This window comes from Paeniglutamicibacter sp. Y32M11 (assembly GCF_019285735.1).
GTDB lineage: Bacteria > Actinomycetota > Actinomycetes > Actinomycetales > Micrococcaceae > Paeniglutamicibacter.
Window position 1 is genome coordinate 3506682 of record NZ_CP079107.1, and the last position, 15631, is coordinate 3522312.

Annotated in this window: 14 protein-coding genes; 10 read left to right on the forward strand and 4 right to left on the reverse strand. The window is 61.9% G+C overall.

What is annotated here, in order from left to right:
- Positions 1 to 175: 175 nt before the first annotated feature.
- A complete protein-coding gene (locus KUF55_RS15565; RefSeq protein WP_168150563.1) occupies positions 176 to 628 on the reverse strand; it encodes a DUF4383 domain-containing protein in 453 nt (150 codons plus the stop codon).
- Positions 629 to 742: 114 nt separating this feature from the next.
- Positions 743 to 1120, reverse strand: coding sequence for a helix-turn-helix domain-containing protein (locus tag KUF55_RS15570; RefSeq protein ID WP_218817191.1), 378 nt, complete (start codon positions 1118 to 1120; stop codon positions 743 to 745).
- 114 nt (positions 1121 to 1234) lie between these two features.
- Between KUF55_RS15570 and KUF55_RS15575 the strand changes: the two genes are divergently transcribed.
- The 5 genes from KUF55_RS15575 (at position 1235) to KUF55_RS15595 (ending at position 7334) form a co-directional block, all read left to right on the forward strand.
- Complete coding sequence (locus KUF55_RS15575) at positions 1235 to 1843, forward strand: NAD(P)-dependent oxidoreductase (protein WP_218817192.1); 609 nt, start codon at positions 1235 to 1237, stop codon at positions 1841 to 1843.
- Positions 1844 to 2107: 264 nt separating this feature from the next.
- Positions 2108 to 3784 (forward strand): ABC transporter substrate-binding protein, encoded by a 1677-nt coding sequence (locus KUF55_RS15580; RefSeq protein ID WP_218817193.1) that lies wholly within the window; start codon positions 2108 to 2110, stop codon positions 3782 to 3784.
- A 27-nt stretch (positions 3785 to 3811) separates the two neighbouring features.
- On the forward strand, positions 3812 to 4789 hold the full coding sequence (locus tag KUF55_RS15585) for an ABC transporter permease (RefSeq protein WP_218817194.1): 978 nt from the start codon (positions 3812 to 3814) through the stop codon (positions 4787 to 4789).
- Positions 4786 to 5679, forward strand: coding sequence for an ABC transporter permease (locus KUF55_RS15590; protein ID WP_218817195.1), 894 nt, complete (start codon positions 4786 to 4788; stop codon positions 5677 to 5679). The genes KUF55_RS15585 and KUF55_RS15590 overlap by 4 nt, the downstream gene beginning before the upstream one ends.
- Positions 5676 to 7334 (forward strand): ABC transporter ATP-binding protein, encoded by a 1659-nt coding sequence (locus tag KUF55_RS15595; protein WP_218817196.1) that lies wholly within the window; start codon positions 5676 to 5678, stop codon positions 7332 to 7334. The genes KUF55_RS15590 and KUF55_RS15595 overlap by 4 nt, the downstream gene beginning before the upstream one ends.
- Before the next feature lie 81 nt (positions 7335 to 7415).
- Here KUF55_RS15595 and KUF55_RS15600 read toward each other — a convergent pair whose 3' ends face one another.
- Positions 7416 to 7823, reverse strand: coding sequence for a DUF1801 domain-containing protein (locus KUF55_RS15600; RefSeq protein WP_218817197.1), 408 nt, complete (start codon positions 7821 to 7823; stop codon positions 7416 to 7418).
- A 179-nt stretch (positions 7824 to 8002) separates the two neighbouring features.
- On the reverse strand, positions 8003 to 9274 hold the full coding sequence (locus tag KUF55_RS15605) for a benzoate/H(+) symporter BenE family transporter (protein WP_255557103.1): 1272 nt from the start codon (positions 9272 to 9274) through the stop codon (positions 8003 to 8005).
- 295 nt (positions 9275 to 9569) lie between these two features.
- Here KUF55_RS15605 and benA point away from each other — a divergent pair, with 295 nt between their 5' ends.
- The 5 genes from benA to KUF55_RS15630 all read left to right on the forward strand — a co-directional run bounded on the left by benA (position 9570) and on the right by KUF55_RS15630 (position 15581).
- Positions 9570 to 10970: a benzoate 1,2-dioxygenase large subunit gene (gene benA / locus KUF55_RS15610; protein WP_168150571.1), complete on the forward strand. Its 1401-nt coding sequence runs from the start codon at positions 9570 to 9572 to the stop codon at positions 10968 to 10970.
- Positions 10954 to 11493: a benzoate 1,2-dioxygenase small subunit gene (benB, locus tag KUF55_RS15615; RefSeq protein WP_218817198.1), complete on the forward strand. Its 540-nt coding sequence runs from the start codon at positions 10954 to 10956 to the stop codon at positions 11491 to 11493. Before benA ends, benB begins: the two co-directional genes overlap by 17 nt.
- Positions 11494 to 11621: 128 nt before the next feature.
- Positions 11622 to 13175 (forward strand): benzoate 1,2-dioxygenase electron transfer component BenC, encoded by a 1554-nt coding sequence (gene benC, locus KUF55_RS15620; RefSeq protein WP_218817199.1) that lies wholly within the window; start codon positions 11622 to 11624, stop codon positions 13173 to 13175.
- On the forward strand, positions 13172 to 14011 hold the full coding sequence (locus KUF55_RS15625) for a 1,6-dihydroxycyclohexa-2,4-diene-1-carboxylate dehydrogenase (RefSeq protein ID WP_218817200.1): 840 nt from the start codon (positions 13172 to 13174) through the stop codon (positions 14009 to 14011). Before benC ends, KUF55_RS15625 begins: the two co-directional genes overlap by 4 nt.
- 208 nt (positions 14012 to 14219) lie before the next feature.
- Entirely contained in the window at positions 14220 to 15581 is a 1362-nt protein-coding gene (locus KUF55_RS15630) for an aromatic acid/H+ symport family MFS transporter (protein WP_255557104.1), read from the forward strand.
- The last annotated feature ends 50 nt before the right edge of the window (positions 15582 to 15631 follow it).

Sequence of the window (15631 nt, forward strand, 5' to 3'; positions counted from 1 at the left end):
CGGGGATTCACGCGGCGTGTTCTGCTGCGATTGACGATACCGGGGCGTCGACGGAACAACGACTTAGTTGCGGCGCTTGGCCCTTACTGGCGACAAACGAGAACCGCCGCACATTTCACCAAGTGAATGTACGGCGGTTCCCGGGATCGGATTCAGTTTTTTGCTGCGGCCATGCCTAGGCGATACGGCGGGCCGGGGTCAGGTTCCTACCCAAGGCCAGGCCGAGTCCGGCCATGCCCACGCCCAGCGCGAAGTGCAGGACGTTATCTGCGGTGTTGACAGGGACGAAGTTTGCGGCACTGGCCTGGTCAATGAAGACTCCGTAGAAGCCCAAGATCAGGTAGACAATACCCCCGACAACCAAGAAGGTCTTTGCCGTTGCTGCGCTGCGCCACAGGGTGACTCCAAGGACACCGAAGAGTAGGTGGACAACGTTGTGAAGGACCGAGACCTGGAAGATGCCAAGCAACATTGAGCCGGAGTGGTGTCCGGCCATCCCTAGGTGTTCGGTATTGCTAGTGATGCCGGGAATGAATCCCAGGACACCAACCAGCAGAAATACCGCGCCGACGGCCAGTGCAACGTATTGCACTAGGGAACGGTGTGTGTTCGTGTGTGTCGAGGCCATGGTGGGCTCCTTGGGTTCCTGTCGATTTTCAACGCCGCTGCGTTGCTGACAGCAGATATTCGGAACCACTGTGCCGACGGATTGCCCGCGGGGTGAAGAATCTTTCGGTACGACTTAACCCTCGCTGATTTCGTCGTAATTGAGCCGGGCACGAATGATCTTTTCCGCATGCCCCTGCGCCCAGTCTCGAACGATTTCAAGGGGTCCCAGCAAGGTGGCACCGAGTTCGGTGAGTTCATATTCCACCCGCGGCGGCACCTCGGGATAAATCGTCCGGGTCAACAACCCGTCACGTTCTAGGGAGCGCAAGGTTTGGGTGAGAACCTTGGGTGTGACGCCGCCAATGTCCTGCCGTAGCGCTGAGAACCTGCGGGGTCCCGCTTCAAGGGCAAGGAACACCAACGGCGTCCACTTGTCCCCCATGCGCTGCATGATCGAGCGCGAGGGGCAGTCCGGGCTCATGACGTCAAAGGCCCGCTGCTCAGTATCCATGAGGTAACCATATTACGTTGAGGTACTCGATATCAATTGGATACTATTGTGACAACGAGGAAAGCAACCGCCGACTCGAACCGAAGCACCGCAGCGATATTAGAGGAGCAGAACATGAAGATTGCCGTATACGGAGCCACCGGAATGGTCGGTAGCCAGCTTGTCACCGAAGCCGCCAAGCGTGGCCACCAGGTCACAGCCGTCTCCCGCACCGGCCGCGAGGTTGCCGGAGCATCCTCGAACGCCGCCGCGCAGCTCGGGGACGCCGCTGCATACCGGGCCCTTGCCGCTGAAAATGATGTGGTTATCTTCTCGGTTCCGCCATCGCGCACCGGTGAATCCCACCAGCCTTTCATCGATGCCCACGAGGCAATCTCCGAGACCCTCGTGCCTGCACGCGTATTTATCGTCGGCGGTGCCGGCGCAACCGAGGTTGACGGCGTCCGTCTCTTCAACATCCCGGGCTTCCCCGAGGAGTACAAGCCAGAGGCCCGCACCATGGGTGAGGTCCTTGACCTCTACACCTCGGCCTCGGGCCTTGACTGGACCATGTTGGCACCGGCACCGGTCATCGCACCGGGTGAGCCGACTGGGAATATTGCCTTGGGCAACGATTCCCCTGCCGGAGATCACGTGAGCACCGGCGACTTCGCCGTTGCCGCATTGGATGAGATCGAGACTCCGGCGCACCAGCACCGCCGCTTCACGGTCGCCAGCGCCTAAGGATCGCACAGGCGCTCGATGCGTCTTCGCACCTCAAGACGGGTGTGGCAGAACCCCAATCCGGGGTTGCGCCACACCCGTTGGCGCATCTGATCATTTTCACTGGTGTATGAGCCGAAGCACAAGTAGCTTCATCGATTCCGCCGCGGCGACTATGGTTGATTGCGGTGGTCGCCGCCGTGTGAATCGTGATCCTTAGTCACGAGGCAAATGGCTGAGCATTCCACTCCTAACATCACTTCATCGGTTCGCAGGAAGAAGTTCATGAATTACGTTCGCCCCAAGGCAACCAGACTATTCTCGGCCGCAGCGGCCGTAGCCGCAGCGCTTGTGCTCGCTGGCTGCGCCCCGGCTTCCCCGGCTCCCGAGTCCGGCAGCGAAGCCGGCAGCGAAGCCGGCACCCCGGTCACCGGCGGCACCCTGGTTTACGCCTCCGGCGATGCCGAACCCACCTGCCTAGATCCGCACGTGGGTGGCAACTATCCCCAAGCATTGGTCGCCTCTCAATATTTGGAGACGCTTTACACCAAGGACGCCTCCGGACAGCTGATCCCATGGCTCGCCGAAGACTCCACCGTCTCGGAAGATGGGCTGCTGCGTACCCTGAAGATCCGTGAGGGAATCAGCTTCACCGATGGCACTGCGCTTGACGCTGCCGCCGTGAAAGCGAACTTCGAGCATCTGTTAGATCCAGAGACAGCTTCTTCCACCGGTTTCCTTGCCTTGGGCAAGATCGCATCGATGAAGGTCGTTAACACCACGACGCTGGAACTCACGCTCTCGACCCCCGATAGCTCGTTGCTCGAATCCTTCTCAATGCCTTGGGTTGCGATCGAATCTCCGACCGCGCTGAAGCGCAGCCAGGAAGATAACTGCGCAGCTCCGGTGGGAACCGGTCCGTTCAAGGTTGAATCCTGGAAGAAACAGGATGCGGTTAATCTGGTGCGCAACGCCGACTACGTCCAGCCGGTGGCCACCGAGGGACATGATGGCGCAGCCTACCTGGACGCCATCACTTGGCGCTTTATCCCCGAGGCAGCCACCCGCTACGCCGCATTGCAGTCCGGCGAGGTGCAGATTATCGACAACGCCCAGCCAGACACCATCGCCGCTGCGGCTAAAACTCAGACCATCAAGCACTTGGATGCCCCGCGTCCCGGAGCGTCGAACCGCATTGAGCTGAACTCCTCCAAGGCCCCGTTCAACGACGCATCGGTCCGCGAGGCCTTCATCCATGCGGTGAACGTGGATGCGAGCATCGATTCGCTCTTCTTCGGGACCGCGCCACGTTCCTATTCCCCGCTCTCCAGCGCCGAACCACTGGCCTACTCCGCGGAATCTCTCTTCGCTTATGACCCCGCCAAGGCCTCCGAACTCCTCGATGCGGCCGGCTGGAGTGAACGCGATGCCGAGGGCTACCGCGTTAAGGACGGCACTCGTCTGACTTTGACCTTCCCGGTCAGCACCAGCCAGTCGATCCCCGCCGAGCAATCACTCTTTGAGCAATTACAAGCTACCGCCAAGGAATCGGGCTTTGACGTCAAGATCAAGCTGCTTGACCTCTCCAGCTGGTACGGAGAATTGTTCAAGAATGACTACAACCTCGTCTCGGCCCCCTATACCAAGGTTGGCCCGAGCGTATTGAGCGTGCTGTTCCACTCCGACTCCACGATTCCCGCACCATCTGGCTACTTTGCGAACCTGTCCCAGGTCAAGGACCCGAGCCTTGATGCGCTGTTAGACACTGCCGGTTCCACCAAGGATGAGGCAGAACGCAAGGATCTGTACTCGCAGGCTCAGAAGAAGGTGCTCGAGGGGTACTACCTCTTACCGCTGTATGACCAGCAGAACCACTTCCTTTATTCGGAAAAGCTGCGCAACGTCGGAGCCACCACAGCCGTAGCGACTCCTACCTTCTTTGATTCGTGGCTGGCTAACTAATCAGCTAGCGGAGACGGACCCCCATCCATGAGTACATCCACCATCGCGCGCCAGCGGTTAGCCCCGATTTTGGGGCGGACCGCTCGCTGGGTGCTGGGCAAGCTGGGTGGGGGCATCTTCGTGTTGTGGGCAGTGGCCACCGCGATCTTCTTTGGCATCCGCATGATTCCCGGAGACCCTGCCGAAGCGATCATGGGCGGGCCAGGGTCCCAAGCCTCGGCCGAGGCATTGGCTGCTGCGCGCGCCGAATACGGTCTGGATCAGCCGCTCTACGTTCAGTACTTCTCGCAACTATGGCGCTTGGCCACCGGGGACATGGGTACCTCCTATTCGCTCAAGACCCCGGTGGCCGAGGTACTCGGTGAGCTGATTCCGCCCACCCTAGTCCTTGCGGTACTCGCCCTGGTGGTGGCCTGGGCGTTGGCGTTGGTATTAGCGGTAATCTCCACGCGCAGCGGTGCGGTGGGGACGGCCATCGCCTCGGGGCTGGAGATCGTTTCGGCCGCGGTACCGCATTTTTGGCTGGCCAGTGTGCTGATCATGCTCTTTGCCACGGCACTGGGCTGGCTCCCACCGGTGAGCACCAGCACGCCGGCAGGACTAGTTTTACCGGTGATCACCTTGGCCCTACCGTTAGCTGGTTTCTTGGGTCAGGTCATGCGCGACACCATGGCCCGTGCCCAACGCTCGGCCTTTGCCCTCTCGGCGCGAGCTCGAGGTGAGTCGGAGATCGGAGTCCTGCTGCGCCATTCCCTGCGCCACGCAGCACTGCCGGGCATCGCGCTTTCCGGCTGGGCCTTTGGTTCCCTGCTCTCCGGTGCGGTAGTTGTTGAATCCATCTTCGCCCGCCCCGGGCTGGGACGTTCCCTGCTCTCGGCTGTCACCGCCCGAGACATTCCCCTAGTCACCGGTGTCGCGCTGATCTCGGCTGCCGCCTATGTGGTGATCATGGCTCTCTCGGATATCGCAGAACGCCTCGCCGACCCAAGAATCCAAGCTTCATGAGCACCCCGAAACCACAACTGAGTCTGGGCGATCCCCTGCTCACCCCACGCCCGGCGCCCCGCGCGCCTAGGGGTGGCGGCCGAATGCTGCGCATCGTTGCCCGGCTGCCGCTGATCATTTCGGCAGCCGTGTTGGCCTTTTTTGTCCTTTCGGCCATCGCACCGCAAATACTAGCCCCCTTTGATCCGCTGGCCATCAACCCCGTTGATGCGTTTTCCGGCCCCGGTGCCGGCCATCTGCTCGGCACCGACGAATCTGGGCGTGACATTTATTCACGGATCATCCATGGTTCCCGGGACTCGCTGCTCATCGGTGCCGCGGCCACGGCCATCGGACTTTTCCTGGCGCTGGTGCTGGGCACCATCGCCGGATTTGGTTCACGCTGGATGGACAGCTGGGTAGGACGCATCCTCGAAGTGCTGTTTTCGCTGCCCGGATTGTTGCTGGCCTTGGTATTTATTGCGTTGGCCGGACCCGGAGTGGGGACCACCGTGGTGGCGGTGGGATTGACCACCGCACCGGGTTATGCGCGGATGATCCGTGCGCAGATTATTGCGCTGTGCTCCTCCCCCATGGTGGAGGCCGCCACGGTGCTTGGCCGCTCCCCGGCGCGTATCCTCACCACGCATATCCTGCCCAATGCACTGGCCCCGATTGCTGTGCTGGGCACCTTGGGATTGGGCCAGGCGGTCGTCTGGGCTGCGTCGCTGAGCTTCTTGGGACTTGGCTCACCACCACCGGCACCCGAATGGGGAGCCATGCTCTCCGCCGGTCGCACCTACTTGGCATTGGCCTGGTGGATGACGTTCTTCCCCGGTCTGGCGATCGTGCTGGTGGCAGCCGCCTCCACCGTGCTTTCCCGTACCCTCAGCCCAGGAGCCAAACGATGAGCAATCCGACTCCGATCCTTGAGGTCAAAAAGCTCTCCGTGGCCTTCGGCAATTCCGAAGTCGTCTCCGATGTCTCTTTCACGCTTACCCCCGGCGAATGTCTGGCGTTGGTGGGTGAATCGGGGTCTGGAAAATCTGTCACCGCGCGTTCGCTCATCGGGTTGGCGGGTCCCGGGTCCACGGTGCACGCAGAGAGTCTGGGAATCGGTGGACGAGATGTTCGAGGACTCAGCCAACGCGCTTGGCGCACGATTCGCGGCGCTCAGGTTGGATTCATCCTGCAGGATGCGCTGAGCTCACTGGATCCATTGCGGCTCGTTGGCAAGGAAATTGATGATGCCCTGCGCCTGCATTCAACGGGTTCCGGGTCACAACGGGCGGCACGTGTTGTTCAACTGCTTGAATCGGTGGGTCTGGATGACCCCGTGACCAGAGCCGGACAACGCTCCGGGGAACTATCCGGAGGCATGCGCCAGCGTGCCCTGATTGCCTCCGCGATTGCCCTTGACCCGATGTTGATCATTGCCGATGAGCCGACCACAGCGTTAGACGCAACGATTGCCGCCGCGGTGCTGGATCTGTTGGGTACGTTGCGTAACTCCGGCTCGGCCATGCTCTTGATTAGTCACGACCTTGCGGCCGTGGCTTCCGTCGCCGATTCCATCGCGGTGATGCAGGACGGGCACATCGTGGAGTATGGCTCCCGGGATCAGATTCTTTATGATCCGCAGCATCCCTATACCCGGGCTCTGTTGGCCGCAGTTCCCGCCGGCAAGCCCCGCTTCACCAAGCTATCCCCCGCAGTCCCGGCCAACAGCTCACCGGTTCTCCGCGCACCGGAAGCGACTCCGGAGCTGACCTCCGTAGAGCACTCACCGGTATTAGTCGCACGGGGCCTGTCCAAAAGCTTTGCCGTTGCCGGGGCTGATTCCTTCCCTGCGGTGTCACATGTGGACTTTGAGCTACACCCCGGGCAGACGCTGGGAGTGGTGGGCGAATCGGGTTCGGGCAAAACCACCACGGCACGCATGGCACTGGGACTGTTGGCACCGGATAGCGGAACCGTGACACTTTTTGGTGAGCCCTGGTCGTCAATTCCCGAGGCTCAGCGCCGCGCACGCCGCTCCTCCTTGGGCGCCATCTATCAGGATCCGCTGGCCTCCTTCGACCCGCGACTATCGACCGGCGCGTTGTTGGCGGACGCGTTGAGTCAGGGCAGCACGCGCAATCCCCGCAACTATCGGGACAAGATCGCCGAGCTGCTGGACATGGTGGGCTTAGATCCGGTGCTCGCTTCGCGGAACCCCACAACGCTCTCCGGAGGGCAGCGTCAGCGGCTGGCGATCGCCCGCGCCCTGGCTCCAAATCCCCGGGTGCTGATCTGTGATGAGCCGGTTTCCGCCCTTGACGTTTCCGTGCAGGCCCAGGTCCTTGACCTACTGGATGAGTTACAGCAACGTCTGGGGCTGAGCTACCTTTTGATCTCCCACGATCTGTCGGTCATCCGGCACATGAGCGATCAGGTGGTGGTGATGCGTGCCGGTGCGGTGATGGAATCGGGAGCCACCGAGTTGGTTTTCAGCAACCCGCAACACGAATACACGCGTTCGTTGCTCGCCGCAGCGCCAACGATGGTGCCCGGCCGCTCAGCCTAAGCCCCTGCAGCTATGGGGAAGCACGTTGTCGTGGTCGGGCACCGCCTTGAATTCAGGCTCTGGGCCCTGGGATCAGATCCATTAAGTCGCGGCCAGCGAATGCTCCAGTAGCTCGCGCAGCGCGCCACGATCCACTCCCGTCAACCGTGTGAGATACAGGCAGACCTTTGAGGCTCGGTATTTGCCGAGCCGAGCGAGTAACTCGGGCCAGCGCTCGGAGAAATCATTGACCAGGTAGATGGTGTGCTGTTTGGGCCCCGGGGCGAAGGCGAGCAAGGGAGCTACTCCCCCATGTCCGCTCTCATAGCGGTACGCGCATTCGCCGAATCCAATGATGCGCCCGGCCCACACAACAGGCTTTTCGTTGCTGATCTCACCAAAGAGCGCAAGTAGTTCCTCGGCTTCAGCACGCCGTGGACCCGTGGCGCGGTCCAGGACCGACGCAACTGGCAGGTCCGATGGCGACATAACCGGTGGCTTCGTTGCCATGACGTTCCTCGCTATCGTGCTGGGTATCCCCAGCGTACAACCGTAGGACAAGATCCGAGGTGGGAGCGTCCCCGAACCCCGGCACCACCACGATTCAGTGGCAAAAGTACGAACTTCGGCTCATCGACGTCTTGTCGAGGGTGTGGGAACCACCGCCGGTACCTTCCCAGCAGTGGTTTTCACTGTGCGGCGTCCCCGGCAGTGGTTTTCACTGTGCGGCGTCCCCGGCCCACGCTCAGCAGCAGGTACACAGCAGTGCCCGCCAACACACCCCAGAACGGGGAGACAATGCCCAGCGGCGCGATGCCCGAGGCGGTGATAATCAGGGTGACTACCGCAGCCTCAATGGCCGCGGGACCGTGCGAACCGGTATCGAGCATGTCCAGCATCGACCCCTGCAAGGCGCCGAGCAGCGCCACCCCGGCCATGGCGGTAATCAGCTCGCCGGGAACCGCGGCAAAGAGGTCAAGGATCGTGGCACTGAACAGCCCAAAACCAATGAAGAACACACCCCCAGCAGCCCCCGCGATGTAGCGCTTGGCCGGGTCCTCGTGAGCCTCCCGCCCGCAACAGATACCGGCGGTAATGGCGGCGAGGTTGATGGCATGGGATCCAAACGGCGCAAAGATCACGCTGGCCACGCAGGTTCCGGTGAGTAACAGCCGGTCATTGGGCGCATAACCGCTGGTACGCATCATGACCAGCCCCGGCCCGTTTTGTCCGGCCATGGTCACAATCAGCAACGGGATCGAGATGCCCATGATCGCCTGAATCGAGAACGTGGGCACGGTGAACAGCGGAACCGTCACGGCCAATGACAGCTCGGGGCTCTGGGCCTGCCCGGCGATCACGGATAACACAACACCCACCACGAGGGCCCCGGGCACCGCGTATTTGGGGAACAGGCGCCGGCCGACAAAGTATGCCACCGCCAGACCGCCGGCCACCACTGGGGAGGCCAGAACCGCTCCGGTGACATTGAGGACAAATGGCAGCAGGACCCCGGCCAATACCGCGGCCAAGATCGGGCGCGGAACGGCCGCCAATAACCGTCCGAAGAGCCCACTGAGGCTCAACACCAGGCCCAGTAAGCCCGCCACAATGTAGGCACCGATAGCGTCGGAGAATTCATAGTCCCCCAGCACCGTCAGCAACAAGGCGGAGCCCGGTACCGACCAGGCCACCACGACGGGTTGACGAGTAAAAAGGCTGAGCACCAAACCGACAATTCCACTGCCCACCGAGACCGCCCATACCCATGAGGCAGTTTGGTCATCATTCAGCCCAGCCCGTTGGGCGGCCTGAATGATGACCAGCATCGGCCCGGCATAGGAAACGGCGACGGCGATAAATCCGGCACAGATCGCACTGATCGAAACATCCCCAAGCACCCCAGGAAGATGCACCCCGGACCGCTTGGTCTGATCCTCCGCATGGTGACTCTTGGGCACGCCGATGGCCGCCTTTCAGGTGGTGGGAAGACGGCAACGTTTTTCGCCGCGGGTCTGCCCTGCGGCAGGGAAAAAACCGTCGAAATGCCCACGCTACGGGGACAAATGGCCTCTGACAAATATCTAGAAAAGTGCCATTGATACGCCCAGGGAATCAATGGAATAGACCCTAGGTCAACCCTAGGCATATACCCAGTGTGAGGTCACGCACATGCTGACATGGTGTATCTCATGGTTTCGCCACCCACCGGGTGGACCAGGGCGCTTGCGCCCCCTACGAAGGATGGAGCACTCCATGACAGAAATACTTGATACCGTCTCGACCCTGCTTGATGATGCACTCGTTGACAGCCCGGAGACCGGCGTCTTCCGCGCCAACCGAAATATCTTCACCGACGAAGAGATTTTCGAACTCGAGATGAAGCACATCTGGGAGGGCAACTGGATTTACCTGGCCCACGAGTCCCAGATCCCCAACATCGGCGACTACTTCACGACCAACATCGGCCGCCAGCCGATCGTGATCTCCCGCAACAAGGAAGGCGTGCTCAACGCCCTCATCAACGCGTGCAGCCACCGTGGCGCCATGCTCTGCCGCCGCAAGACGGATAACCGCACCACCTTCACCTGCCCATTCCACGGCTGGACCTTCAACAACTCCGGCAAGCTGCTCAAGGTCAAGGACTCCCGCGGCGCCGGCTACCCGGAGGGCTTCAACAAGGACGGCTCGCACGACTTGACCAAGGTCGCTCGTTTCGAGTCTTACCGCGGTTTCCTCTTCGGCTCACTGAACGCCGATGTAAAGCCGCTGACCGAGCACCTGGGCGAGTCCACCAAGATCATGGACATGATCGTGGACCAGTCCCCGGACGGCCTTGAGGTCCTGCGCGGCTCCTCCACCTACACCTACGACGGCAACTGGAAGCTTCAGGCCGAAAACGGCGCCGACGGTTACCACGTCTCGGCTACCCACTGGAACTACGCAGCCACCCAGGCCCGCCGTGCCTCCGGCGAATCCTCCAACGAAACCAAGACCATGGACGCCGGCGGCTGGGACAAGCAGGAAGGTGGCTACTACTCCTTCGAGAACGGCCACCTGCTGCTCTGGACCGAATGGCTGGACCCTGCCAACCGCCCGCTGGCCGAAAAGCGCGACGAGCTGGTCGCCGCCCACGGCGAGGCCAAGGCCGACTGGATGATCGGTGTCTCGCGGAACCTCTGCCTGTACCCGAACGTGTACCTGATGGATCAGTTCTCCTCGCAGATCCGCGTCTTCCGCCCGGTGGCAGTGGACAAGACCGAGGTCACCATCTACTGCATCGCCCCGGTCGGCGAATCCGACGAGGCTCGCGCCAACCGCATCCGCCAGTACGAGGACTTCTTCAACGCCTCGGGCATGGCCACACCGGATGACCTGGAGGAATTCCGTTCCTGCCAGAAGACCTACATGGCCACCGCCGCCAAGTGGAACGACCTCTCCCGCGGCCAGGCACACCAGATCACCGGAGCCGACGATAACGCCAAGAAGATCGGCCTGGAGCCCATCTCCTCCGGTGCCCGCACCGAGGACGAGGGCCTGTACCCGATCCAGCACGGTTACTGGCTGAACACCATGCGTCAGGCCGTTGCCGCCGAGGCCGCATCCACCACCACCGGCACCACCGAACAGGGGAACCACCATGACTGCAACCACTAACGACATCCTCACCACGGTCACCACCGGTGCCGGTGAGCTCAGCATCGAAGAGATCAAGCAGTTCCTCTTCCGCGAGGCACGCTTCCTGGATGACCGCGACTTCGATCGCTGGATTGACTGCTACCACCCCGAGGCCACCTTCTGGATGCCGGCCTGGGCCGATGACGACAAGCTCACCGAGGACCCGCAGCGCGAGATCTCGCTGATCTTCTACCCGAACCGCGGTGGCATCGAGGACCGCGTCTTCCGTATCAAGACCGACCGTTCCTCGGCCACGTCGCTGCCGGAGCCACGCACCGGGCACAACATCTCCAACGTGGAGATCGTGTCGGTTGACGGTGACAAGGTTGATGTTCGCTTCAACTGGTTCACGCTGTACTACCGCTACCAGAACGTCGATACCTACTTCGGCACCTCGTACTACACCATCGATTACTCCGGCACCCAGCCGGTCATCATGGCCAAGAAGGTCGTTTTGAAAAACGACTACATCCACCACGTGGTGGATATTTACCACATCTAGTGCCCACGCGGCCCATTACGTGGGCCCAACGGTTCGCCCGGTGCGGGAGCAAGGACGCTCTCGCACCACGGCGCTACGCACCAACTGCTGCGTTCCCCCAGCCCCCATTTCTTGAAAAGAGCCCCCTCATGACCTACCAGGTTGCCCTCGCTTTCGAGGACGGTATCACCAGGTTCATCAAAGTTGGACCCCGTGAAACCGTCGCCGACGCCTCCTACAAGGCACGGATCAATATCCCGCTGGACTGCCGCGACGGCGCCTGCGGTACCTGCAAGGCTTTCTGCGAATCCGGCAAGTTCGACGGCGGTGACTACATCGAGGAAGCACTGACCGACGACGAAGCCGAAAAGGGCTTCTGCCTCCCGTGCCAGATGGTCCCGGAATCGGACCTCGTGCTGCAGATCCCCACCACCTCGGATGTCGCCAAGACGACCGCCACCACCTACTCCTCGACGCTGACCGAGATCCGCCGTCTCTCCGAAACGACCTACGCGTTTAACCTCGAGATCGAGAACCGCGACGAGCTCTCCTTCCTGCCCGGCCAGTACGTGAACATCGAAGTTCCCGGCTCCAATGGTCAGACCCGCTCGTACTCCTTCAGCTCTGGCCCGGATATCTCCACCCTCTCCTTCTTGATCCGCATCACCGACGGCGGACGGATGTCCACCTACATGCGCGACGTTGCGGCAGTTGGGGATACGATCAACTTCACCGGGCCGATGGGTAGCTTCTTCCTGCGTGATCCCAAGCGCACGTCGCTGCTACTCGCCGGCGGCACCGGACTGGCCCCGCTGCTGGCCATCTTGGAAAAGCTCTCGGGCATGGAGACTCCCCACCCGACCCACCTGATCTACGGCGTCAACACCGACACCGATCTGGTTGAGCTTGATGTGCTTGAGAACTACAAGTCGCGCATCACCGGCTTCACCTTCGACACCGTGGTCGGAGACCCGAACAGCGCCGCGGAAAAGAAGGGCTACGTCACCAACCACTTCGAGCCGCACCACCTGGCCGAGGGCGACGTGGATATCTACCTCTGCGGTCCCCCGCCGATGGTTGAGGGCGTCCGCCGCCACCTCGAGGCCGAAGGCCTGAAGCCTCAAAACTTCTACTTCGAGAAGTTCGCGCTGGCCGTGACCCCCGCCGCAACCGACGCCCCGGCGGCAGAGGCCGCCGAGGCTCCAGCAGCGGTCACCGAAGCGGCTCCCGCTTCCTTGCCGGCCTACGAGATCGGCGAGGAGCACGCCTCGTTCGAGGCGCAGTTCGACGCCCGCATGGCCCTGGAATTGGCCATCGTTGAACTAACCATGGGCAAGCTGACGCCCGAGCAGCTTGTTGAGTTCAAGGTCCTGGCCGAGTTGGCCGGCAAGACTTTGGATGGCGAGAAGTTTGTCAGTTCCGAGGCCTTCACCGTCACCAACGAGGCCTTCCACCAGTTCCTGTTCAAATGCGTTGGCAACGAACACCTGCTCCAGGCGTACAACCGCCTCGAGGTTCCTGCCATCATGGCCAAGGTATTGCGCCGGGAGCACTGGATCGACGGAGCCGTCGACGCCGATCACCTGGCCATCGTTTCCGCGTTCGAGAATCAGGACCTGGCCGAAGCCCGCAAGGCCATCATCTCCCACAACGAGCATGCCAAGGCCACCATGGCAGCCGCGACCAAGAACCCCATCGCATGAGCACGCCAGAGCAGGGCGTGAACGTGACGGCAGAGGCAGGGTTACCGCTCTCCTTCCATGCGGACCGCTTCGCCTCCAAGGTTGTTCTGATCACCGGTGCCGCACAGGGCATCGGCTGGGCCGTGGCTCGGCGGATTGCCGCCGAGGGTGGGTCATTGGTCCTGGTGGACCGCTCTCCCCTGGTCCACGACGTGGCCGAGGGATTGCGTAGCCACGGAGTGAGTGCCCTGAGTGTGACGGCCGACCTCGAGGTCTTTGAGGGCGCGTTGTCGGCGGTGAGCGCCGCGGTGAACGAGTATGGCCGCATTGATGTGCTGATCAACAACGTTGGCGGCACCATCTGGGCCAAGCCGTTTGAGCACTACTCCCCGGAGGAAATCGGCAAGGAGATCCAGCGTTCGCTCTTCCCGACCCTGTGGATGTGCCGTGCGGCGTTCCCCGAAATGATCAAGGCCTCATCCGGCACCATCGTGAACGTTTCATCGGTGGCAACCCGCGGACTCAACCGGGTCCCGTATGCCGGAGCCAAGGGTGGGGTTAAGGCCATCACCTCGGCCCTGGCCATGGAGGGGGCAGCCCACGGAATCCGTGTGGTGGCCACCGCGCCCGGCGGCACCGAAGCACCCGAACGCCAAGTCAAGCGCGGTCCCTCCCCCGAGGGCGAGCAGGAGAAGGCCTGGTACCAGCAGATCGTGGACCAGACCATCGATTCCACCCTGCTCAAGCGCTACGGAACCCTCGACGAACAGGCAGGTCCCATCGCGTTCCTAGCCTCCGATGAGGCCTCCTACATCACCGGCAGCACCTTGCCGGTGGCAGGCGGGGACCTCGGCTAGAGCCGTTCCCCCTTTATTACCCTGACGTTCGGGGCGGCACACCCGCCGCCCCGAACAGGTTCCACCCCTTGCAGTTCCACGGTCAGTGACCCGAATTTCCTTAGGTCACGGCTAACACCCCCGCAAGCCATAATTTGCGGTACTTGTTCGTGCCCAAAAACCGCACACCGTCGTGCGCACTGGGCCCATAAGTTAAACGGAGCACATCGTGAAATCACCGCAGTCAAGCGCCACCCTGAAGCAAAAAACCACCGTCCACTGGGTCGTCACCATCGCGGCGATCGCCCTGATCTTTGATGGATACGATCTGGTTGTCTACGGCACCGTCGTCTCGACCTTGCTCAACGACCCAACCCAGCTCGGCGCGATCGGCCCGGCCACGGCGGGCCTACTGGGCAGCTGGGCACTCTTTGGTGTCATGGTCGGTGCTCTGGTGACCGGCGCGATCGGTGACTACCTCGGCCGCCGCAAAATCATGATTGCGGGCATCATCTGGTTCTCCGTGGGTATGGCGCTGACGTCCTTGGCCACCACTGTCACGGCCTTTGGCGGCCTGCGCTTCTTCACCGGCCTCGGCGTCGGGGCCTTGGTTGCCACCGCCGGTGCCGTTGTTGCCGAATTCGCCCCCAAGGGCAAGCGCAACTACTACAACGCCATCGTGTACTCCGGTGTCCCGGTGGGCGGCGTCTTGGCCTCCTTGCTGGCCATCGTACTGCTGGACCACGTCGGCTGGCGCGGGCTTTTCCTCATCGGTGCAACTCCTTTGCTCTTCCTGCTGCCAATGGCTTTGGTGAAGCTGCCCGAGTCTCCCGAATGGCTCATGGCCCGCGGCCGCACCGAGCAAGCCCAGGCCGTTTCGCTGCGCACCGGTGTCCCGATCATCGCTCCCGCCTCGACCGGTGGCGCCCATGTTTTGGCGCCGGTGGTCCCCGAGACGAAGATCGGTTTCCGTGCCCTGGCTTCCAAGAAGTACGCCCTGCCCACTCTGCTGCTGGGCCTGATGAGCTTCGCCGGCTTGATGCTGACCTATGGCCTGAACACCTGGTTGCCGCAGATCATGTCCACCTTCGGCTACGGCAAGTCCTACTCACTGGCCTTCCTGCTGGTGCTTAATGCCGGTGCCGTCTTTGGCGGATTGATTGCCTCCGTGGGTGCCGACCGTGTTGGTGCCAAGCGCGTGGTTTCCACAACGTTCTTCTTGGCCGCGGTGGCCATGGTCATGCTGACGCTGCACCTACCCTTCGGCATCCTGCTGGCCTTGGTGGCCGTGGCGGGCGTGGGTACCATCGGCACCCAGGTGCTGATCTACGGGTTTGTATCTAACTACTACAACGCCGCCGCACGCGGCGCCGGTGTGGCCTGGTGTGCCGGATTCGGCCGTCTCGGTGGCATCTTCGGACCATTGATTGGCGGGCTGCTGATTGCCGCGGGAGTGCAGAACCACATCGCCTTCTACGTCTTTGCAGCGGTTGCTATTGTTGGTGCACTGGTGACAGCCTTTGTGCCGCTGCGCAATTCCGAAACCCATTTGGCGACGCTCGCCGCGGAATCGGCTACTGTCGCAAAATAAGTACCACGTCCCGAGGTTGAACCCCGGCGATCAGGGGGCCGCGTGAACGT